The organism is Paraburkholderia ribeironis (assembly GCF_900019265.1).
Taxonomy (GTDB): domain Bacteria; phylum Pseudomonadota; class Gammaproteobacteria; order Burkholderiales; family Burkholderiaceae; genus Paraburkholderia; species Paraburkholderia ribeironis.
Map to the genome: position 1 here is coordinate 34,501 of NZ_CYGX02000022.1, position 20,365 is coordinate 54,865.

At 64.5% G+C, this 20,365-nt stretch carries 17 protein-coding genes; 10 read left to right on the plus strand and 7 right to left on the minus strand.

What is annotated here, in order from left to right:
* Nucleotides 1–352: 352 nt before the first annotated feature.
* Nucleotides 353–715: a BON domain-containing protein gene (locus BN2475_RS10990; RefSeq protein WP_094779556.1), complete on the minus strand. Its 363-nt coding sequence runs from the start codon at nucleotides 713–715 to the stop codon at nucleotides 353–355.
* Between the two features lie 447 nt (nucleotides 716–1,162).
* On the opposite strand from BN2475_RS10990, the gene BN2475_RS11000 reads away from it, so the two are divergent.
* Together BN2475_RS11000 and BN2475_RS11005 are read left to right on the plus strand one after the other, a co-directional pair.
* Nucleotides 1,163–1,792, plus strand: a complete 630-nt coding sequence (locus BN2475_RS11000; protein WP_094779558.1) for a DNA-3-methyladenine glycosylase — start codon at nucleotides 1,163–1,165, stop codon at nucleotides 1,790–1,792.
* Nucleotides 1,793–2,086: 294 nt separating this feature from the next.
* Nucleotides 2,087–2,431: a DUF4148 domain-containing protein gene (locus BN2475_RS11005; RefSeq protein WP_094779559.1), complete on the plus strand. Its 345-nt coding sequence runs from the start codon at nucleotides 2,087–2,089 to the stop codon at nucleotides 2,429–2,431.
* Between the two features lie 396 nt (nucleotides 2,432–2,827).
* Here the strand turns inward: BN2475_RS11005 and BN2475_RS11010 are convergent, their stop codons facing one another.
* The gene (locus BN2475_RS11010) at nucleotides 2,828–3,271 is read right to left on the minus strand and encodes a CBS domain-containing protein (RefSeq protein ID WP_094779560.1); all 444 of its coding nucleotides are present in this window, start codon (nucleotides 3,269–3,271) and stop codon (nucleotides 2,828–2,830) included.
* 273 nt (nucleotides 3,272–3,544) lie between these two features.
* Here BN2475_RS11010 and ribA point away from each other — a divergent pair, with 273 nt between their 5' ends.
* Nucleotides 3,545–4,195 carry a GTP cyclohydrolase II gene (gene ribA, locus BN2475_RS11015; protein WP_094779561.1) on the plus strand — a complete coding sequence of 217 codons (651 nt, stop codon included), beginning with the start codon at nucleotides 3,545–3,547 and terminating at the stop codon, nucleotides 4,193–4,195.
* 18 nt (nucleotides 4,196–4,213) lie between these two features.
* Here the strand turns inward: ribA and BN2475_RS11020 are convergent, their stop codons facing one another.
* A complete protein-coding gene (locus BN2475_RS11020) occupies nucleotides 4,214–4,450 on the minus strand; it encodes a hypothetical protein (RefSeq protein ID WP_143325770.1) in 237 nt (78 codons plus the stop codon).
* The gene (locus BN2475_RS11025) at nucleotides 4,447–5,358 is read right to left on the minus strand and encodes an NmrA family NAD(P)-binding protein (RefSeq protein WP_094779563.1); all 912 of its coding nucleotides are present in this window, start codon (nucleotides 5,356–5,358) and stop codon (nucleotides 4,447–4,449) included. Before BN2475_RS11025 ends, BN2475_RS11020 begins: the two co-directional genes overlap by 4 nt.
* A gap of 219 nt (nucleotides 5,359–5,577) precedes the next feature.
* Between BN2475_RS11025 and BN2475_RS11030 the strand changes: the two genes are divergently transcribed.
* Complete coding sequence (locus BN2475_RS11030) at nucleotides 5,578–6,498, plus strand: helix-turn-helix domain-containing protein (RefSeq protein ID WP_094779564.1); 921 nt, start codon at nucleotides 5,578–5,580, stop codon at nucleotides 6,496–6,498.
* A gap of 55 nt (nucleotides 6,499–6,553) precedes the next feature.
* On the opposite strand, the gene BN2475_RS11035 is transcribed toward BN2475_RS11030, so the two are convergent.
* The 3 genes from BN2475_RS11035 to BN2475_RS11045 form a co-directional block, all read right to left on the minus strand.
* Nucleotides 6,554–7,390, minus strand: coding sequence for an anti-sigma factor family protein (locus BN2475_RS11035; protein WP_094779565.1), 837 nt, complete (start codon nucleotides 7,388–7,390; stop codon nucleotides 6,554–6,556).
* Nucleotides 7,387–7,905: a sigma-70 family RNA polymerase sigma factor gene (locus BN2475_RS11040; protein ID WP_094779566.1), complete on the minus strand. Its 519-nt coding sequence runs from the start codon at nucleotides 7,903–7,905 to the stop codon at nucleotides 7,387–7,389. The genes BN2475_RS11035 and BN2475_RS11040 overlap by 4 nt, the downstream gene beginning before the upstream one ends.
* A 165-nt stretch (nucleotides 7,906–8,070) precedes the next feature.
* The gene (locus BN2475_RS11045) at nucleotides 8,071–8,799 is read right to left on the minus strand and encodes an anti-sigma factor family protein (protein WP_094779567.1); all 729 of its coding nucleotides are present in this window, start codon (nucleotides 8,797–8,799) and stop codon (nucleotides 8,071–8,073) included.
* Nucleotides 8,800–9,080: 281 nt separating this feature from the next.
* Between BN2475_RS11045 and BN2475_RS11050 the strand changes: the two genes are divergently transcribed.
* From BN2475_RS11050 to BN2475_RS11080, 6 genes are all read left to right on the plus strand, one after another.
* Complete coding sequence (locus BN2475_RS11050) at nucleotides 9,081–9,350, plus strand: DUF4148 domain-containing protein (RefSeq protein ID WP_094779568.1); 270 nt, start codon at nucleotides 9,081–9,083, stop codon at nucleotides 9,348–9,350.
* 271 nt (nucleotides 9,351–9,621) lie between these two features.
* Nucleotides 9,622–13,773 carry an SNF2-related protein gene (locus BN2475_RS11060; protein WP_094779569.1) on the plus strand — a complete coding sequence of 1,384 codons (4,152 nt, stop codon included), beginning with the start codon at nucleotides 9,622–9,624 and terminating at the stop codon, nucleotides 13,771–13,773.
* Between the two features lie 1,066 nt (nucleotides 13,774–14,839).
* A complete protein-coding gene (locus tag BN2475_RS11065; RefSeq protein WP_094779570.1) occupies nucleotides 14,840–15,577 on the plus strand; it encodes a response regulator transcription factor in 738 nt (245 codons plus the stop codon).
* Nucleotides 15,578–15,615: 38 nt separating this feature from the next.
* Nucleotides 15,616–17,019 (plus strand): FecR family protein, encoded by a 1,404-nt coding sequence (locus BN2475_RS11070; RefSeq protein ID WP_094779589.1) that lies wholly within the window; start codon nucleotides 15,616–15,618, stop codon nucleotides 17,017–17,019.
* Between the two features lie 70 nt (nucleotides 17,020–17,089).
* Nucleotides 17,090–19,585 carry a CHASE2 domain-containing protein gene (locus BN2475_RS11075; RefSeq protein WP_094779571.1) on the plus strand — a complete coding sequence of 832 codons (2,496 nt, stop codon included), beginning with the start codon at nucleotides 17,090–17,092 and terminating at the stop codon, nucleotides 19,583–19,585.
* A 32-nt stretch (nucleotides 19,586–19,617) separates the two neighbouring features.
* Nucleotides 19,618–20,244, plus strand: a complete 627-nt coding sequence (locus BN2475_RS11080) for a DUF4136 domain-containing protein (protein ID WP_094779572.1) — start codon at nucleotides 19,618–19,620, stop codon at nucleotides 20,242–20,244.
* Nucleotides 20,245–20,365: the final 121 nt, after the last annotated feature.

Below are 20,365 nucleotides of genomic sequence, written 5' to 3' on the forward strand. Positions count from 1 at the left end.
TTCGCCGACTGGGGCACACGGACGCCACCCGAGTTTGAAGCGGGCGCGGCGCCAGATCAATGGGGCGACGCGGCACGCTGAAGATGGGGGCTGCGACTTGCATCGCGGTGGTTATTCTTGCGAGACCTGCGTGTAAGACCCGCTTGCAAGACCTTCTTGCAGGACCGGTTGCACGCGATGGCGCGCTTCGGGCGTTGCAGTGTGGGGCGGTTCCGGTGGCCTGCGCGGACGTACCGGATGGATCGCGATGCGCAGCGGCGAACCGGAAACCGGTTCAAACTGACTGCGGGCGCTCATGTCATTCGTTCGGACATGGGCGCCCGCATGTTTCTCTACAGCCGATCTACCTAGGTTACTGGCCGCCCTCTGCACGAATCGTCAGCGCGTTCTTGACCGACTTCACGCCAGCCACGCCTTGCGCAGCTTGCGTCGCGGCGTCGATCTGCGACTGCTCAGGCACCGAGCCGGCCAGCGTCACGTCACCGCTGTGCGCGCGCACCGTGATGTGCGCCACACTCACGCCCTTCGTCTTCGCCAGCGCGCTGCGGACCTTTTTCGACAGAGCGCGGTCCGCTGCATGAGCCTCCTTGGTAACCTGCTTGGCGCTCGGCGCCATCGCTTCGGCCGGGCTGGCAGCATCTTGTGCGTAGGCATTGATGGACGCCAGAACGATCAGCGCGCCGCCGATCATCTTGATTGCCGGGAATGCTTTCATTCAATTTTCTCCTGTTGTCTTAAGGACTAATTCCCCGGATGGGGACGGTGTGCTGCACCTACGAATACATCGGATCAGTACTGAATGGAACGGATACGGCCAGCCGTGCGAATTCGTTCATGCGTCGCAAGGCCGTGCTGCAGGCCGAAGCACACGATACCTCAATTGGTGCCATGTTGATGCAACGTGGCACGGAAGTGAGGTTTTGGTACAACGAATCGGCCGATCGAGGCAGGTTGATGGCGCTGTCTCGCGGTATCGTCTGATGCGAAACTGATCAGTTGACGGCCGGCGGGACGCAGAGGTTGCGCGCTTGTTGCCCGTTTGTTCCGCACTTGTTCCGCATTTGTTCCGCGCTAGTTGCGCGTTTTGTCCGGGCTTTGCCGCGTTCCTCCGTGCCATTCTTCACGTCTCGCGTAGTGCGCTTCCAGAATCAGGGCCGACCGCATGCGAAATCAGCGACTTCCCATCCTGCCATTGCATCGTGACGATTTGCCGGTCGATACGATCGAACTGGCGCGTTTCATGATCGGCAAATACCTCGTGCACGATCTGCCTGAAGGGCGCATCAGTGGCCGGGTCGTCGAGACCGAGGCATATCCGGTCGGCGATTCGACCAGCCATGCGTTTATGGGCCGCCGTCCCCATAACGGCTCGATGTTTCTCGCGCCCGGCCACGCTTATGTGCGGCTGACCTACGGACTTTCGTACATGCTCAACATGTCCGCGGAAGCCGAGCAGACGGGCGCCGGCATCCTGTTTCGCGCGATCGAGCCGCTCGAAGGGCTCGCATTCATGGAGGCGCGCCGTCCGGGCGCGCCGCTGCGCGATCTCGCCCGCGGGCCCGGTCGGCTGACGATGGCGCGCGGCATCGGCCCATCGTTCGACGGCCACGATCTGTGCACGGGGCGTGGCCTGTGGATCGGCGTGATCGAGCAGGGCGAGGCGTCGGTCGGCGTGACGACGCGCATCGGTTTGTCGCGCGAGATGCATCGACCGCTGCGCTTTTTCGAACCAGGCAGCGCGTTCGTCAGCGGGCCGCGCAAGCTGTTGCTGACGCCGCATTCCAGGGCGTGAACACGTGCGCAGAACTGGTTGCCGGCGCGGTGCGTGCTGGCAAAAGCCACTCACATCGGATGTATTTGCGAAACGTCAGACGCAAAGGGTGGCGGCGCCGACAACTATTACCGCGAATCGGCTGTTTCGATCGCATGTCTGGGCGAGTCATAAAGCATTCTTCTGGACGAGGCAATTATGTATCGCGAAATCTAGGGTTTTCCCTCTTCGTTCTGCTGACTAGACTGAAGTCACTCGCTTCTCACGCAGCGTGGAGAGCGACGTCAAGTAGAACAGTTCTGGAGGTAAATCATCATGAAATCGCTCATCAAGGCAGTCGCCATTGCAGCCGTGCTGGCGGCCCCGGTCGCTTCGTTCGCCCAGTCGAGCCAGCAACCGGTGAGCCGTGCGGATGTTCGCAACGAACTGATTCGGCTTCAACAGGCAGGCTACAACCCGGCCGCGTCCAACGACGTCAGCTATCCCGCCGATATCCAGGCAGCCGAGCGCCGCATTGACGCACAGAATCCCGCGATGGCGCAGACCGAGCCGGTCGCCAATACAAGCGGTTATGGCGCGCCGATGAGCGGTTCCTCGGAAGCGGGTCACATGACCCAACCAATGACCGGTCCGCAAGCTGTGTATTTCGGTGGTCAATGACCGATCCGCGGGGTGTGTATTCCGGTGGTAACCGATGATGTGCGGCGCATACGTCGTACTGGGCGTCACATCGCAACGCAGTCAGCAACTTGAAGTGATGGATGGAGTGAAAGCAATGGCGTGTGCGCCGTGATGGTCGATGGCGCACATGCCAGTTCTCGCCGCATCGTGAAGTCGAAGTGAAGTGACCTGACCAGCGCGATGCGCACGCTGCGCCGCACGCACGAACATCCCGCCGCGCGATGCGGCCCGCACCTCGCACCTCGCGCTTGCCAGTGCAAGGAACCTCCGCTGCCGCAAGGTAGCTTCGCCCAACCTTCCAGAAGATTGGGCTTTTTTTGGGTGCTCTGGCGCATTGGCGCAGAAGGTCGCGCGGCGTTCAGCGTGGCGTGCGCGTCACAGCCGCTCGCCGTGAATATAAAACTCGAGTTGCTGAATGGTGAACTGCTGTTCGGCGATGATGTTCTTCACCAGGTCGCCAATCGACACCATGCCGACCAGCCGTTCGTTCTCGATCACCGGAAGATGGCGCATGCGGCGCTCGGTCATGAGGGCCATGCAGTCCTCGATGCTCTGGTCGGGGCGCACGAAGCGCACGGCCTTGGTCATGATGTCGCGCACCGGCGTGGCCTTCGACGAACGGTCCATCAGCACGATCTTGCGTGCATAGTCGCGCTCGGTGACGATGCCGGCGATGCTGTCGCCGTCCGTCACGACCAGCGCGCCGATACCTTTTTCGGCCATCAACCGGATCGCCTCGTAGACGGAATCGTCGGCGCCGATCGTGTAGACAATGGTGTGGGTCGGTTTCGTTTTAAGAAGCTGGGCAACACTTGTCATGGAGCGGCTCCGTTTCGCAGTGCAGCACGCCAACGCGGCGCGCTGTCGTGAGGGACAGGCCATTCCAGTATAGGCGCGTCGCGCGGGCGCAGTACACCGGGAAATAGCGCGTGGCGCGTCGCGCATTCGAGTGGCATGGCGGCGCACCAGCGGGCAGCGCGCCGTGCGCCATGCAAGGGCATACAGGTATGCCGCGCGGATTAGCGGTAAACTCCCAGTCCATACCTTAATCCCGGTTTGATCGGGTTCATGTCAGCACCTTTGTCCAACGCCATGCTCACGTCTCACGATCCATCGCCAGTAGCAGACGGCGCCATCAACGGCGAATGCGTCGTTCTCGATGCCACTGCCACGCTTCCCACGCGCTACGGCACGTTCACTTCCTATGTGTTTCGCGTGATCGAAAGCGGCGCCGAACATCTCGCGCTCGTGATGGGCGATGTCGCCAACCAGTCATCCGTGTTGACGCGGCTGCACTCCGAATGCCTCACGGGCGACGTGCTCGGCTCGTACCGTTGCGACTGCGGCGAGCAGCTCGACCTCGCCTTGCGCTATATCGCGGCCGAAGGCTGCGGCGTGCTGCTCTATCTGCGCGGCCATGAAGGGCGCGGCATCGGTCTGTCGAACAAGATTCGCGCCTATGCGCTGCAGGAGCAGGGGCGCGATACCGTCGAGGCCAATCTCGATCTCGGCCTGCCCGACGATTCGCGCGAATACGACTCGGCCGCGGGCATCCTGCGCACGCTGAAGGTCACCTCGGTGCGGCTGATGAGCAACAATCCGGAGAAGTTCGACACGCTGTCGAGGCACGGCATTCCGGTGTGCGAGCGGGTCGCGCTGGCGATCCCGATGCGCGAGGAGAACGAGCGCTATATCCGCACCAAGCAGCTCAAGTTCGGTCACTACTTCGACGAAAACGAATAGCCGGGCCGGCGCGCCTGCTCAGAACAGACTGAAATCGTCATTGCTGTCGGGGATCGCGCTGAGCAGATCGTGCAGCGCGCGCCAACCCGTCCATTCGGAGAGCGTTGCCGATATCGCGAGCCAACGGCGTGCGCGGGCCTTCACGCGCGTTGGCGCGCGGCGCTGAGCCGCGTTGTTCCGCGATCCGTTTCTGGGCGATGTGCGCAGCAAGGGGCAGGTCTGCATGGATCTTCTCCCGTCGCGATTGCCGTTCACCGGACCGCAGGCACATGCGCGGCCTGGGTCACGCGCGGCATCATGGCCGCAAACTCCTGCGCCAGTGTGGTGGCGCCAAAGCGCCGTTCGCTGACATGAGCTTCAACATCGATGCGTCCCGCGTTGTGCGCATCGCACAGCTCGATGATCAGGCGCGCGTGTCGCTCGCCGAGCCCGGCGCGATGAAGCACCGCGGCCCATTCGCTACGCGGCACTTCTCGCGCCGCAATCGGTCGGCCCGACACACGCGCAAGCGTGCGCGCCACGTCCAGCGCGGTCACGCGCTCTTGACTTTCGATGCTCACGACGCGCGGCGCCATTCGTGGAGGCCTTGCGTCGAGCAGCAGCTCGGCCGCGAGCAAGCCCACATCTTGCGCGGCGACGGTCGGAAACCGCTTGTCCAGCGGATGATGCAGGCTTGGCAGCACGCCGTGCTCGAGCGCCGCCGGCATCACGCGAGCCCAGTTGTCCATGTGCTCGGCGGAGCGCAGAAACGTCAGTTGCGAATCGACCGTTCGCAGTTGCGTTTCGAGGTAGTGGAAGAGCGTCGTGATGCCCGTGCCGTCCGGATGTTCGGCGCCGTAGTCGGACAGTGCGAGTACGTGTCGCGGCGGCGCGGCGCGCAATGCCGCGACTCCGGACTCGATCATGTGCCGCATCGCCGCGGCGGGATCGGCGTGCGCACGCGGCACCGGACACAGCATCTGCACTGCGTGCGCTCCGTCGATTGCGCGCGCAACCGACGCTGCGTCGTTCAGATCGGCGACGGCCAACTCGCAGCCGATCGCCGCGAGCGGTGCGCTTTGCTTCTCATCGCGCACGACCGCGCGCACCGCATGGCCCGCGCGACGCAATGCCGTCGCACTCATCCGGCCCACATGGCCGGCTGCTCCAAGAATCACGAACACGTTGCGCTCCTTTGATGATCGACGCGTATGGCGTCACATGGCGTCATGTTAGGGACGCGGCGATCGGCACGCGCGCAGGCAAGGATGAATTCACGCAGATCCGGATGATCGTTTTTTCCGGCGACGCGGCGTTGCGCGTGCAATCTCGTAGCGCCAGGCATGTCAGCGAAAAAAACCGCACAATGCACGTACGTTGTGCCGCCAATCACGAGGGAAGCCATGAACGTCGCGACACCCATGACGCAATCGCAGCCAGAACCGCACCGCGGTTCACGCATCGCGGTGTACTCCAGCAAGATGCTCGGCTGGCAGGGCTTCGGCGCGGAGCTGGTCAAGGTGTCGGCGGGGCTGCACCGGATGCCGGCGTCCATCCATCATCGGGTGGGCGTGCATGTCGGCGCGCCGGTCAACGCGCACTGTATTTGCGACGAACGCCGCCATACGCGGATTCAGGCGCACGGCGACGTCGACGTGATTCCGGCCGGACTCGCCGGGCAATGGAGCGATGACGCCAACTGCACGATTTTCAGCGTCTGGTTCGGCGAAGATTTCGCGCAACGCACGGTCGAGCAACTGGCGCTGAAGTCAGGCGACGCGCAACTTCGCCCGCGCTTGCAGATGCGCGACCCGCGCTTTCAGCATCTTGCCTGGGCGCTACGCGCCGAACTCGAAGCGGACGATGCGTCCGATCCGCTTTACGCCGAGAGTCTATGCACGGCGATGGTGGTGCGCCTGATCGGCGGTGCGGCGGCGCTCGAAGACAGACGGCGCACGCTCGCGCCGAAGACGGCCGCGCGGGTGATCGAGTTCATCGAAGCGCATCTGGACCAGCGGCTCACGTTGAGCGACCTCGCTGCGCAGGCCGGCTTGAGCGTGCCGCATTTCAAGGTGCTGTTTCGCGCCACGCTTGGCATGCCCGTGCATCGGTACGTGGTGCAGCGCAGAGTGGAGCGCGCGACAACGCTGCTGCGCGAGGGCAAGCTCAACGCGAGTCAGATCGCGCTCGACACCGGCTTTGCGCATCAGAGCCACATGGCGCACTGGATGGGACGATTGCTGGGTATCACGCCGCGTGAGCTGTTGCGCGCCGGGCCGGCCGTTGCGTCATCGGATCGTCGCGTCGATGCGGGACGCCAGTAGCGGACCAAGGCAAAGCAAGGTAAAGCAAGGTAGAGCAAGGCAAGGCAAAGCGGTATCAACCCGGCGCGGCACCGGTCAACTGTGCGTAGACGTCATGCGCGAGCTGCAATAGCTGCTTGCGATCGATCCCACCCGACACCGCATAACCAAAGTCACCGTCGACCCAGTAGAACACATTCACCGGGCCATCCTGATACAGCTTGAACGCGGTCGTGTTCGCGTTCGCCTGCCGGTGCGAGATGCAAAGCGTGACGCGCTCTCCATTCGGCCCGCGATACATGAACTGCGCGGTCGGTCCATCCGCGCCGGGTAACAGGCGTCCGCCCGACAGACTGAACCCGCTCTTCGATAGCATCGGCGGATGCACGTTGGTGCCAAGGCGGTTAGCGAGCCACTGCACGAAATCCTGTTCGCGATCGGCGTTCATGTCGGCCGGCCGGTCGATGGCCGGCATATAGACCACGTGCGCCAAAGCCGCCTGCCGCGCAAACGTCTCGCTGCCATTCGCGCTCACCGGGCGCGTCTCCGAACGGTCCGCGCCGACCGGCGCGACGGCCTCCTGTCCGATACGCGTGCCGAATCCGAGACCCACCCCGAGCAGCAGCGCCGCCGCCATGCCGGCGAACTGCGCGGCGAACTGCGGCCAGTTGGCGGCAATCCGCCAGCGGCGCCGCGCGCTCGCCCGCAAGCGCTTCGGCACCGGTTCGCCGAGCACGCGGTCATAGCGTTGATGGAACAGGTTGTTGAGCGAAAAATAATCGCTGACGCGGGCGGCCAATTCAGGGTTCTGTTCGAGCGCACGCTCCACGTCGACCCGACGCTCATCACTGAGTGTGCCGTCCACATATGCGTGCAGGTCTTCTTCGCCGATCGGCATCTGTTGCTCGCTCATCGCACCACCTGTAATTTCGCACCGGGCTGTGTGCCCGCCATCAATGCCCGAAGCCGCTCACGTCCACGTGAAAGCCGCGACATCACTGTGCCGATCGGGATGTTCAGCGCGAGCGCCACGTCGGCGTAGCTCATTTCCTCGAGTCCCACCAGCAGCACGACTTCGCGCTGCTCGAGCGGCAAACGCTGCAACGCGTAGTCGAGGTCGCGCATTTCCAGCGAGCGGGTCTGGCTTGACGGCACCGCAAATTCGCTTTCGGCAATGCTGCCGTCGTCGACGGTCACGTGGACCGCGTGCGCCGATGCCTTGCGCGCCTGATTGGCGAACACGTTGTGCATGATCGTGAACAGCCACGCGCGCAGGTCGGTGCCAGGCCGGAACATATCGGTGCGGCCGAGCGCGCGTTCGAGCGTGTCCTGCACGAGGTCGTCGGCGAGATCGCGATTGTTGATCAGCGCTCGTGCGTAGCGCCGCAAACGCGGCACATGCTCCATCAACTCGTCACGGACATCCATTTTTCATTCCGGTTGTGGGGCTGGTTGCAGTCATAGCTCGTGCAGACATAGGGCCGGCGACTGGCGCCTCGGCTGGCAGGCATTCGGGTTGCAAACACGGCTGAGCACATTTTATTCCGCTGGTCTGGTTGAGCGCGTGACGGGTCGTTGATGCTCTGCGCGCTGTCAGTGCATCGTCAGCGCATCGGCGGCGCGCATCAGGCCGTGGGTGCGGGCGTCACCGGCCACCACGAAGCGCTGGCCGTGCGCCGTCCACGTCAGGAGCCGGATCGCACCGATGCGGCGTGCGGACCATTGCGGCTGCGCCGTCGCGAACAGCGTCAGCGTCGACATCAACACGATCGGCTGGGTGTCGCCATTCAGATAGATGAATTCGTTGACGCGCTGAAAGGGACCCTGCGGCACTACCCGTTGCTCGACGAGCCGCAGGCCGATTGCGCTGAGATCGGGCGCGGCAGCAGCGGTACGAGTCGGCGTCGCCGTGGAAAACGGCCGCGCAGCGGTTTCCGCCAGCGCCATCACCGCGGCGTTGTCGAGCGCCTGCGCGGATACCTGGGTGGCGGCGAGCCAGCCGCTTGCGGCGGCCAGTGTCAAGACCAGCACGACTACTGTGATGAGCGGTCCGCGTCGGCGTCCGGTCGGGTTCATGCGCAGCAACGTGCGATGCGATCCGTCGACCCGACGCGTCGCCGGGGGTTCGTCGGCGCTCTGGAAGGCTTGCTGGATCTGCGTGTTCAGCCTGTCGTAAAACGCTACCCGGCGCGCTTCGCCTGGGTCCTTGCCGAGATAGTCGCGCAGAAATGCCGCGCGTTCCGGCTTCAGCGTGCCGTCGGCGTAGGCCTGAATGTCGGCTTCGGTGAGTGGCGAGCCGGGAGGGACATCGGTGGAGGTCATGGTGTCGGCAGTCGTCGGGTTACAGCTATCGAAGGGCGAACACAAGCAGGCGCGGGTTTATTCCACGCGTTCTGCAGGTTATTCGCAACGCTGCGATCGATGCGGCGGCATCACTGCCGCGCTGTCCTGGCGAGGCCAACGGATCGCGAGCAAACCCATGCACAGGTTCTTTTATTCCGCTTTCGGAATATGTTTTTTCGGTGTCGTCGATGCAGGAATAAAAGCCGCAACGCCCTGGTTTTCCCTGATGCAAACCTGCACAACCCTCACCGGAGTTCATCATGAAGAAGATTGCAATTGCCACTTTGTCTGTTGTCGTTCTGGTCGCTTCGTCGAGCGCTTTTGCCGAGGGCAAGACACGTGCTCAGGTGTACCAGGAATTGATCGAGGCGCAGCAGAACGGTCTGGATTACATCACGGACACATCGTACCCGGATGTCAACCCGATCTTCGCGCAACAGGTTAAGCAGCACAAGGAAGCGCTCGCCGCGCAAGCGGCGGCCGCCGGCCGCGTCGCGAGCGGTAGCGCGGCGGCAAGTGGCGCCAATTGAAGTATCGGCAGCCGGCGCGTGAATGGAGCGGGCGCGCCGGCGTCGAGTGGAATAGATCGCTGTCTCCTGGGTTGGCCGGTCAGTGCATCTATCCCACAAGGAGGCTTTGTGACACAACCGCCCATTCCCGACGCCGAACCCGTCTGCGTGCCATGCCGACTCGCAGCGATCGGCGCGCTCGTGCTGGCACTGGCCGGCGGCTTTGCGTACACGGCAGGCTGGCTCACGCCCGCACGTCGGAGCGCCGCACGTTTCCTCAACACCCGCCGATATGCCAGCGTCGCACCGCATCGCGGCCAAGGTTTCGCACGTCGTGCTGTATGCGCCGATGATCGCGATGCCGGTGATCGGCTGGGCGATGCTGTCCGCGGCGGGCCATCCGATCACGCTCTATGGCCCGTTGCATTTGCCGCCGATCGCGCCGCATGACGTCGTGCTGTTCGCGGTGCTGCGCGCGTTGCACACATGGCTCGCGTTCGCGTTGTTCGCGACCTTGCTGCTGCATCTCGCGGCGGCGCTGTTTCATGGCTTGATCCGCCGCGACGGCGTATTTTCGAGCGTGGCTCGCGCAGGCCATCAGGAATCGCTAACAATCGACCCGTTCCGAGCGCGCATCGTAAGACGTCTGCACATGCAGGGTGGCCGGCAGCCGCGCATACAGCGGCGCGCGGCGGGCCGTGCGCTGTCGAGTGGGGCTCCCATCCGGAACCCGCGCCACTGCCATTGCGTGCCAACGCGTAAAATGGCCGGTTATCACAGGCAATTGGTGCCGCACAGAATCTCGCCGACAGCCGCGACGCCGCCGCGCGTCCGGCCAGCCGCTGGGTCCGCGCACGATTGCCTTCGCCGGTTGACTAGGAGGAATGGGACGCTGATGTCGTCAATTTTCTTTGATCGGGAACGGATTGCGGAATGGCTCGGTGATCACACCGTCGCCAAGGCGCGCTCGGTCGGCGCCGTCACCCACGTCAAATGGCAAGGCGCGACGCTGAGCGGCGACGTGCAGGGCACGCAACCATTGCCGTACCGGACCCGGGTGCGATTCGGTATGGATGGCCGTTCGCCCTGGGCACAGAGCGACTGCACATGCCCGGTCGGCCGCGATTGCAAGCACGTCGCCGCGCTGCTGCTCGCCGAACTCGAATATCACGACGAAATGGACCACATCACCCGCGTCGAACAGAACGCGGGCGACGACAAGCTGAATGGCAGGGTGGACGTCAACCGCGAGACCACGCGCGGTTCATGGTCCTCGCTCGTGAACCAGGGCGACCAACCCGGTCAGGTCGGCACGCCGGTCGGAGTCCGTCCCGAACTGGTGAGCTGGCTCGAACGTTTCCGCGCCCGCGCCGAGGCCGCCGATGCGGTCGCGGACGCCGGCGCCGCGCGCACCCTGACGCTTGCCTACCGGCTCAACTGGTCTGACTTCCACATGCGTCACGAGGTCGTGCTGTATCGCGCGCGCTGCCACCCGGACGGCGCGATCACCGAAGTCGGCGAACCCTGGGGCAACGTGGAAGCGGCGCTCGTCAAACAACCGAAATTCGTGTCCGACGAAGACCTGTCGATCCTGCGCGGCTTGTGGCTCGGCCGCGCACGCGAGGATTTCGGCCAGTTCGTCCTGCGCGGCACGAGCGGCGCGGAGATGCTGCAGAAGCTGATCGCGACCGGGCGGCTGTTCTTCGCGTTCAAGCCCGAGCCGGGTCACCACGGACCGACCCCGCTCGCCCGCGCCGCCGACCGGCCTGGCCGGATCGAATGGGAACCGCTTGCAGACCAGCGTCTGCGGCCCGTGCTGTGCACCGAGCCGCGTGCGACGATGGTGCTGCCGACCGAGCCGGTCTGGTATGTGGACGGCGTCGCGAACGAAGCGGGCATCGTCCAGTCGTCGCTGCCGTTCAAGCAGTTACCTGATTACCTCGCGATGCCGCCGATTTCGCTGGCCGAGGCGCCGCTGGTTGCGTCGGTGCTGCGCGAGATCGCGCCCGGGCTGCCGCTGCCGCCCACGCACGACGCGTCCGCGATTCGCGTGATCGACGTCGAGCCGGTGCCGGTGCTTGCGCTCAACAGCCACGCGCCGTCGTCCACGGGGAAAACGGGGCAGCGCAAGTCCGAGGCGGTCGAACTGGCCGCCGTGAGCTTCGACTACGACGGCGTCAGCATCAACGTCGACAGTAGTGTCACGCTCGTGCCGATGCCGGGCGGCGACGTGATCCATATCCGCCGACGCTACGAGGCCGAGAAAAAGCGCCTGCTCGAACTGCGCAAGACCGGCCTGCAGAAAGTCCCGACCAGCCGGGTCTTCGGGTCGCGGCTGCTGCCCGACACGCTGCTCGGGCTGCCCGATGCCGACGCGTGGTCGGCGTTCGTCAACGATGCTGTGCCGGAGCTCGTGAGCAAAGGCTGGCGCATAACGATGGCGCCCGCGTTCCGCTACAACGTGATCGAGATCGACGCGATCGACGGTAGCGCGCATCAGGCCGGCGACGGCTGGTTCGATCTGGAGATGGGGATTCGCATCGGCGAGCGCAACGTGCGGCTCGAGCCGCTGCTCGCCGACCTGTTCCGGCGCGACCGGCGCTGGTTGAGCGGTGCGCTCGAAAGCATCGCCGACGACGAGCCGATCGAACTGAAGACCGAGGAAAACAAGCGTCTGCGCCTGCGCGCCGATCGTCTGAAGCCGGTGGTGCGCGTGCTGGTCGATCTGTTCGACGCGCTCGGCGGCACGCTCGCCGAAGGGGCGCCGCTGCGCGTGCCCGCCGTCGATGCCGGCCGGCTCGACGCGCTGAACAGCACGGGCCGCTGGCAATTCCGCGGCGACGATTCGATCCGCCAGCTCGCGCAGCGTCTGCAAGCCGGACCGGGCCTGCGCGAAGTGCCGGTGCCGCGCGGCCTGAAGGCGGAACTGCGCGCCTATCAGCAGCAGGGCCTGAACTGGATGCAGTTTCTGCGCGAACAGGATCTGGCCGGCGTGCTGGCCGACGACATGGGGCTCGGCAAAACCGTGCAGACGCTCGCGCACATTCTCGCGGAGAAGGAAGCGGGACGACTCACCCAGCCGGCGCTGATCGTCGTGCCGACCACGCTCGTGCACAACTGGCGCGACGAAGCGCGCCGCTTCGCTCCCGAGCTCAAAGTGCTGGTGCTCAACGGTCCGCAGCGCAGGGAGCGCTTCGAGCGGATCGGCGAACACGAACTGATCCTGACGACTTACGCGTTGCTGTGGCGCGATCAGAAGGTTCTCGCGCAGCACGACTATCATCTGCTGATTCTCGACGAGGCGCAGTACGTGAAGAACGCCAGCACCAAGGCGGCGCAGGCGATCCGCGGCTTGCGTGCGCGGCATCGGCTGTGCCTGACCGGCACGCCACTGGAGAATCATCTCGGCGAGCTGTGGTCGCAGTTCGATTTTCTGCTGCCGGGTTTTCTCGGCAGCCAGAAGGACTTCACCCGGCGTTGGCGCAATCCGATCGAAAAAGCCGGCGATGGCGTGCGCCGCGCACTGCTGGCGCGCCGGATCCGGCCGTTCATGCTGCGCCGTCGTAAGGACGAGGTTGCCAGGGAGTTGCCGGCCAAGACCACCATCGTGTGCTCGGTCGATCTGGAAGGCGCGCAGCGCGATCTCTATGAAACCGTGCGCACGGCGATGCAGGAGAAGGTACGCGCCGCGGTCAGCGCGCAGGGACTCGCGCGCAGCCACATCATCGTGCTCGACGCGCTGTTGAAGTTGCGCCAGGTGTGCTGCGATCCGCGTCTCGTCAGGATGCTCAAGGCCGGGCGCGTAGATGAAGCGGTGGATGAAGCGGCGGCTGACGATATGGCTGTCAGTGCGACTGCGAAGCGCGAGAAACCGGAAAAGGAAAAAGGCGACAAAGGCGTGCGCGCGATGCGCTCGGCCAAGCTCGATCTGCTGTTGTCGATGCTGCCGGAATTGATCGAGGAAGGACGGCGCGTGCTGTTGTTCTCCCAGTTCACGGGCATGCTGTCGCTGATCGCCGAAGCGCTCGACGAAGCCGCGATTCCGTACGTTGTCCTGACTGGCGACACGGCCGATCGCGTCACGCCGGTCGAGCGTTTCCAGCAGGGCGACGTGCCGCTGTTCCTGATCAGCCTCAAGGCGGGCGGGGTCGGTCTGAACCTGACCGCGGCCGATACCGTGATTCACTACGACCCGTGGTGGAACCCGGCTGCCGAAAATCAGGCGACGGACCGTGCGCATCGGTTGGGGCAGGACAAGCCGGTGTTCGTCTACAAGCTGATCGCGGCGGGCAGTATCGAGGAAAAAATCGTCGAATTACAGGAGCAGAAGGCGGGGCTTGCCGACAGCATTCTGTCCGAAGACGCGGCGCTCGCCGCCAAGTTTTCCGACGACGACCTCGACGCACTGTTCGCACCGATGCCGGGGATTGAAGGCGACAGATAGCGGGCATATTCGCGAGAGGCCAGCAGCGGGACCAGCAGCAAGGCCAGTAAGTGGCGTCGCTGCTGGGCCGCAGAGCAAACGTCAGACACCTGGCCGCGACCCGCGCCCGACTGTAACAAAAAGTCTGCGTATGTAAATTCCCCTTTTTCTGCGCTTCGATTCATACGAATTTCAAGGCCCGCCGAGCGGGGCTTGCGCGTTGCCATCGGGTACGTCGCGCGTAATAACTACCCGCCGGCGGTTACAAGTGCACTTCTTTCGTCTTGAGCTTGCTTTTTTTAGCGATTAGTTTTGATTTACTCGTGCGGTTAGACCCCGCGAGCGTGTAGTGTTTGAGCGGCGTTGGCCTCGGTCGAGGTAACGCCGTTTTTTTCTGATGTATGGTCGAGAGAGCTCGAATCTGGCGATCGGCTCATTCGCCAGCCATCCATCCAGACGCGTTTGCTTTAAGCGTTGAATGCAAGCTTGCGAGTGAGCCGGCGCACCCCAGAGATATTGCCCGCACGCTGCGCAAAATCCCACATTGGACCTTCGCAAAGGACTTATGAAGGCCACTCGAATTTAACGATTCTTAAACGATTTAATTTGAGATTATTCTTATACTGACTTGCAAATTGTAAAATCAATAACCGCAGAAGCGGAACGATTTGACATGATATAGGCAGACGGGCGAATTACCGTGCGAGCGAGAGCAGCCGACCCGAACGACCGCCTTTGAAGGCCGATACCGTAGCCGGTGGACCTTGATAGACCTTGAAGAATGCGCGGAATGTGGCTTCCAATTCGGATGCCGCGATGGATGGCTGTTGACTGCCATCCGGAAATAGAGCGGGGGTTTTCGATATGATGGCTTGTCCTAATAATCAGTGCGATAAGGTTGATATATCCATTGATTGAGTGGCGCGAATGCAGTCATGCAGTGTGCCAGACAAGGGACAACCAGTCGAAAAGTGTGCAGCCAAAGAGCGAATTGCACGCCGGATCGTCGGCCTGACGCCGTCATCCCGGCCATTTGCTGGTTAGCCGGCCACCGGTGACGAAGGACGACGTCGCGTAGCGGGGTTTTATGAGAATTGCAGTTCTGGATGACGATTCGGCTCAGGCCGATCTGGTTTGCCAAACGCTGACAGCTGCCGGTCATATCTGTCACACGTACACCGCCGGGCGCGAACTGGTGCGGCAGTTGCGGCGCCAGACCTTCGATCTGCTCGTGCTCGACTGGAACGTCCCTGACATGTCTGGCGAAGAGGTGCTGCACTGGGTGCGCGAATGCCTCTCCGAGCGCTTGCCGGTGCTGTTCATGACGAACCGCGGCCGCGAAAGTGACATCACGTCGATACTGAACACCGGCGCCGATGACTACATGGTCAAGCCGGTGTCGTCGGCAGTGTTGCTGGCGCGAGTTGGCTCGCTGCTGCGTCGCGCCTATTCCCTGAAACCGCCGGCCACGAAAGAAGTGTTCGGTGAGTTCGAGTTCGATCTGGGTGCCAAACACGTGGTGGTGCGGGGCGCTACGGTGTCCGTCACGCAGAAGGAGTTCGAGCTCGCACTGCTGCTGTTCCAGCACCTGAGCCGGCCGCTGTCGCGCGCGCATATTCTCGACGTGATCTGGAAGCAGGCGACCGACATCCCGTCGCGCACGATGGACACGCACGTGTCGATGCTGCGCAGCAAGCTCGGGCTGCGGCCGGAGCACGGCTATCGTCTGACGCCGATCTACGGCTATGGCTACCGGCTCGAGCGGATCGAAGCCGGCACGCCGCCCGCCGCGGCCGGTGAAGCGCGCGAAGCGGGGGATGCGTGACGCTGTCCCTGGATATCGCGGTAGGCGGCAACGCAGCAATGCCGAGCCGCCGCGCCGCCGCGTGGCTGGCGATGGCCGGCCTGCTCGCAATCAGCTGGTGCGGTTCGGCGTTGGCGCAATCGCCGGTATCCCGCGCTTTGAAACCGCGCTCCATTGCCGTGGTACCCGTCTATGTCTCGTACACGACGCGCGAAGGCGACTCGCTCTACGACATTGCCGAGCGCTATCTGAGCAGCCCGGCCGACTGGGCGTTGTTGAGCCGCCTCAACCATGTGCCCGCGCCACGCCGCATGCCGGCCGGTCTCGCGTTGCGTCTGCCGGCCGACAAACTCAGGCAGGACCATGAAACGGCCCGTGTGATTGCGACCAGCGGGACGGCCGAGCACAAGTTCGGCAGGAGCCCCTACGTGCCGCTCACGACAGCCATGACCCTCGCCGAAGGCGATCACGTGCGCACCGGGCCGAACGGCTTTGTCACGCTGGAGTTGACGGACGGCTCGTACGTCACGGTTGCGCCAGACGGTGAACTGGATATCGGGACGCTGCGGCACACCCGGTTGACTGGCGCTGGCGACCGCGTGCTCGAACTGCAGCACGGCGAAGTCGAGAGCCAGGTCACTCACGCGACAAAGCAGGACGATCGCTTCCAGATCCGGTCGCCGTCGGTGGTGGCGGGCGTGCGCGGCACGCGTTTCAAGGTGGCCTACGACAGCGACGCACAGACCACCGCGGTGGCGGTGCTCGACGGCGCGGTCGGCGTCGATCCGGCGGGTCAGCACGCCGCACCGCGGCCCGGCGTGCCGTTGCAGGCCTCCGAGCAACTCGTCAAGGCGCGCTTTGGCAACGTGACGCGTGCGGGCGCTGCGGTCGGCGAGCCGGTCGAACTGCTGCCGGCGCCGACACTGGCCCAGCCTGCCAAGGTTCAGGACGGTGAGACGGTCGCGTTCGATCTCGTGCCGGCCGGGCACGCTGTCGGTTATCGCGTGCAGATCGCGCACGACGCCGACCAGTTGGACCTGATCCGCGACCTGCGCGTTAGCGAGCCGCATGCGGATTTCGGCAATTTGCCCGACGGCACCTACTTTGTCCGGATCGCCGCGACCGCCGCCAACGGACTCGATGGCCTGCCGCAAGTGTACGGGTTCGAACGACGCCGGTTCAGGCTGGACGTATCGGCGGCGCAGCACGCCGGGAGCCGCGACTACGAATTCCGCTGGTTCGTCAGCCGCGCCGACGTCGATACGCGCTTCCGTTTTGTGCTGGCCGCGTCACCCGATTTGCGTCATCCTCTCGTCGACCGTACCGATCTGTCGGGCGGTCTGCTGGTTATCAGCGATTTGCCGGCCGGTGTCTATTATTGGACGATAGTCGCCGAGCAATTCGAAAACGGCCGCTTCTACGAGAAGAGCAGCGCGGTCCGCTCGTTTACGCTGGCACAGTGACGCTGGCAGATTCACAGGGCCGGCGCACCAGCCAGCCGGCCCACTTACTGGCCCCGGACCCCGCATCCTCTTGTTGACCACCCCTACGCGTCTGAGCCTTGATCCGCGTGCCCGTCTCGGCCGGCGCGCCGGCTGGCGTTTCCTGTTCGAATGGTTGAGCGTCGGCTGCTTCGGCATCGTGGTGATTCTGCTCTGCTCGCTCGGCCGGCTGAGTGCGGGCGTCGATCAACTGGTGTACGACCGTTTTCTGAGTCTGCGGACGCAGCCTTTGCTGACCGACATCGTCATGATCGAAATCGACAATGCGAGCATCGCGCAACTCGGCCGCTGGCCGTGGCCGCGCAGCGTCCATGCGAAGCTGCTCGAAGAGATCGCCAAGGCTGGGCCCGCCGCCGTGATTTTCGACGTGCTGTTCACCGAGGCCAATCCCGAAGATGAACAGCTCGCGCATGCGATCGCGCTGAGCCCGACCTATCTGCCGGTGCTGCTCACCGCGCCCGACGCCAGCGGGCGCCGCGTCGCGATTGAACCGGCGGCGCCGCTCGCGCAGGCGGCGGCAGGGCTCGGCCATATCAACCTCGAGGTGGACAGCGACGGCATCGTGCGCAGCGTCGCGCAGTACGAGGGCGACGCCGGCTCACGCTGGCCGCAACTGATGGTGCCGGTCGCCGACGCGGTCGAGCGTGGCACGCTGCGCCTGAACCCTGCGCCGCGCCGGCCGGCGCAGCTCGAAGCGGCGAGCCGCAGCAGACGCGACGACGGCGACGAAGGGCGCTTCCTGATCCCGTTCGGGCTGAACGCGGAAAACTACACCAAGCTGAGTTTCGCCAGCGTGCTCGCCGGCGACGTGCAGGCAGACAAGTTGCGCGGGCGCATCGTGGTGATCGGCGTGACCGCGTCTGGCCTGTACGACAGGTTCGCGACGCCGGTGTCCGGCGATCTGGGCCCGCTGCCCGGCGTGTATATCCATGCGGACGTGCTCGATACGCTGCTCACTGGCCGTGAGATCGAACCTGCCGGGCGCTGGGTGGTGCTGGCGGCGTCGCTGCTGCCGCTCGCCGCGTTGCTGGCCGGCTTTCTGGTGTTGTCGCCGCTTCGTTCGTTGCTGCTGACTGTCGGGCTGGGCGTGCTCGCGACGGCCGGCAGCGCCGCATTGCTGCACGGCGCGCGGCTCTGGCTGTCGCCGATGCCGGCGATCATCGGCATGGTGATCGTGTATCCGATCTGGAACTGGCGGCGCCTTGAAATGACGCTGGCCTACCTGCGCGAAGAACTGCAACGTCTCGCCGACGAACCCCATCTGCTGCCGGAAACACCGCAGCGCCGCCGCGAGTTTAGCGGCGACGTGCTGGCGCAACATATGGCGCTGATGGCGCAGGCCGCGCAGCGGGTGCAGGACATGAAGCGCTTCGTGTGGGACAGCCTCGACAGCATGCCCGAGCCGATTCTGGTCAGCGACCTGCGAGGTGTCGTGTTGATCGCGAACCACGCGGCCAAGGCGCATTTCGCGCGCCTGGGCGCGCCGCTGCCGGAGGGCCGGCCGATGCAGGCGGTGCTGGGCGGCCTGACGTTGGTGAAGACCATCGACAACGGCGCGGCGTCGGACGCGGAACACAATCGGTTCGCGCATGCTCACTGGCCCGAGCTTCTCGATCCAACGCGCGACGAATTCGCCGCCTTGATGGCACAGGGCGTCGAGGTGCGCGACGCCAACCAGCGCGACCATCTGCTGCGCTTTGCGACCTGCACCAATGCGCAAGGCGAGACGACCGGCTGGATCGCGGGTCTGGTCGACGTGTCGGCGCTGCACGCGGCTGAGCGTCAGCGCGAAGACGCGCTACGGCTGCTGTCGCACGATATGCGTTCGCCGCAAGCGTCGATTCTCGCGCTGGTCGAGATCGAGCGCCGCCGGGCCGAATCGGCGGTGGCGCGCGGCCTGCTGGAGCACATCGAACGCTATGCGCGACGCGCGCTCACGCTTGCCGACGACTTCGTGCAGTTGGCGCGCGCCGAGTCGCAAGCGTACGTGCTCGAAGCAGTGAGCTTCGCCGAGCTGATCATCAACGCGAGCGATGAAGTCTGGCCTCAGGCGCACGCGAAGCACATCACACTGCATACTGAAGCCCACGTCGACGCCGGCTCCGACGACGGCTACTGGATCTGCGTCGACCGCTCGCTGATGACGCGCGCGCTCGTCAACATTCTGAACAACGCAATCAAGTACAGTCCGCCTGAGACGCGCATCGTCTGCAGTCTCGAGGGCCGGACGGCGACGGCAGTGCCCGGTGCGCCGCGGCGCGTGTCATGCACGATCCGTGACCAGGGCTACGGCATCCCGAAGGAGCAGCAGGCGCGGTTGTTCGAGCGCTTCCGGCGCTTTCATGCAAAGGAGCGGCCGGAGGTCGGCGGCGCGGGGCTCGGCATGGCGTTCGTGAAGACCGTCGTGACGCGCCATGGCGGCGACGTCGTGGTGGTCAGCGCGCCCGGCGAAGGCACGGCCTTCACCATTTGCCTGCCGGCGCTCGACGACGCGCAGTCCGGTGCGTCCGTCGCGCCGCACTCCTAAGGTATCAACATGCACTTTATCTAAGCTCGAAGATGATAAAAGTCACCCTGATCTGTGCCGCGCTGGCCGCGGCGAGTCTTGCCGGTTGCGCGGGTCCGAATGCCGACGTGCATACCGCCAGAACCGCTGGCGCCGCCAGCGCCACGCGTGCGCTGCAAGGCGAACCGAGCTACGCGTTCGCGCGCATGCCCTCGGAGGACGACAGCGCGAATCGTCAGCGAGTCGAGGCGCTGCTACGCGATGCGTTGGCGCAGCATGGCTTCGTCAATGCGGCGGACAAGTCGGCGCATTACCTGCTGTCGGCTGCGTACGACACGCGGCCGGCCACGATCAGCGTCGGCGGGAAGGAGTGTGCGGCCGGCGAATGCGAGCGCCGCGCCGAAGCGCCGTTCGCGCTGTTCGGTGGACGTGCGTACCGGCATTCGCTGACGCTGCGGTTTTTCGACCGCATGGGCGGCGAGGAGCGTTACAAGGTTAGTGCGGTCATCGCCGATCGCAACGCGGACCCGCTGCAGGCGATGCCGCTGCTCGTGAAAAGCGCGCTGGCGAAGCTGCCGTTCGACGAGCCGTCCGACTGGCGGGTGAAACTCCAGATGGGCGAAGCGGGCGGTGCGCCGAATGTGATTTCGGTCGAGCCGCTGCCAACGGTAGATCCGTGAAGTCGCGTAAAGAAGATATCAGGCGCGAGGTATCAAGCGGGCGCATCAAGCCGCCTGAAGACGTGTGTAGTCGCTTGTAGCCGCTTGTAGCCGCGTACGCTTATAGCCGCTAGAACGCGGC

What these genes read in the sequence shown, in the direction of transcription:
- BN2475_RS11070 (WP_094779589.1), top strand. Translation starts at nt 15,616, where the DNA reads ATGCCGAGCCGCCGCGCCGCCGCGTGGCTGGCGATGGCCGGCCTGCTC.
- BN2475_RS10990 (WP_094779556.1), bottom strand. Translation starts at nt 715, where the DNA reads ATGAAAGCATTCCCGGCAATCAAGATGATCGGCGGCGCGCTGATCGTT.
- BN2475_RS11060 (WP_094779569.1), top strand. Translation starts at nt 9,622, where the DNA reads ATGCCAGCGTCGCACCGCATCGCGGCCAAGGTTTCGCACGTCGTGCTG.
- BN2475_RS11050 (WP_094779568.1), top strand. Translation starts at nt 9,081, where the DNA reads ATGAAGAAGATTGCAATTGCCACTTTGTCTGTTGTCGTTCTGGTCGCT.
- BN2475_RS11035 (WP_094779565.1), bottom strand. Translation starts at nt 7,390, where the DNA reads ATGAGCGAGCAACAGATGCCGATCGGCGAAGAAGACCTGCACGCATAT.
- BN2475_RS11010 (WP_094779560.1), bottom strand. Translation starts at nt 3,271, where the DNA reads ATGACAAGTGTTGCCCAGCTTCTTAAAACGAAACCGACCCACACCATT.
- BN2475_RS11000 (WP_094779558.1), top strand. Translation starts at nt 1,163, where the DNA reads ATGCGAAATCAGCGACTTCCCATCCTGCCATTGCATCGTGACGATTTG.
- BN2475_RS11040 (WP_094779566.1), bottom strand. Translation starts at nt 7,905, where the DNA reads ATGGATGTCCGTGACGAGTTGATGGAGCATGTGCCGCGTTTGCGGCGC.
- BN2475_RS11045 (WP_094779567.1), bottom strand. Translation starts at nt 8,799, where the DNA reads ATGACCTCCACCGATGTCCCTCCCGGCTCGCCACTCACCGAAGCCGAC.
- BN2475_RS11030 (WP_094779564.1), top strand. Translation starts at nt 5,578, where the DNA reads ATGAACGTCGCGACACCCATGACGCAATCGCAGCCAGAACCGCACCGC.
- BN2475_RS11065 (WP_094779570.1), top strand. Translation starts at nt 14,840, where the DNA reads ATGAGAATTGCAGTTCTGGATGACGATTCGGCTCAGGCCGATCTGGTT.
- BN2475_RS11080 (WP_094779572.1), top strand. Translation starts at nt 19,618, where the DNA reads ATGATAAAAGTCACCCTGATCTGTGCCGCGCTGGCCGCGGCGAGTCTT.
- BN2475_RS11005 (WP_094779559.1), top strand. Translation starts at nt 2,087, where the DNA reads ATGAAATCGCTCATCAAGGCAGTCGCCATTGCAGCCGTGCTGGCGGCC.
- ribA (WP_094779561.1), top strand. Translation starts at nt 3,545, where the DNA reads ATGCTCACGTCTCACGATCCATCGCCAGTAGCAGACGGCGCCATCAAC.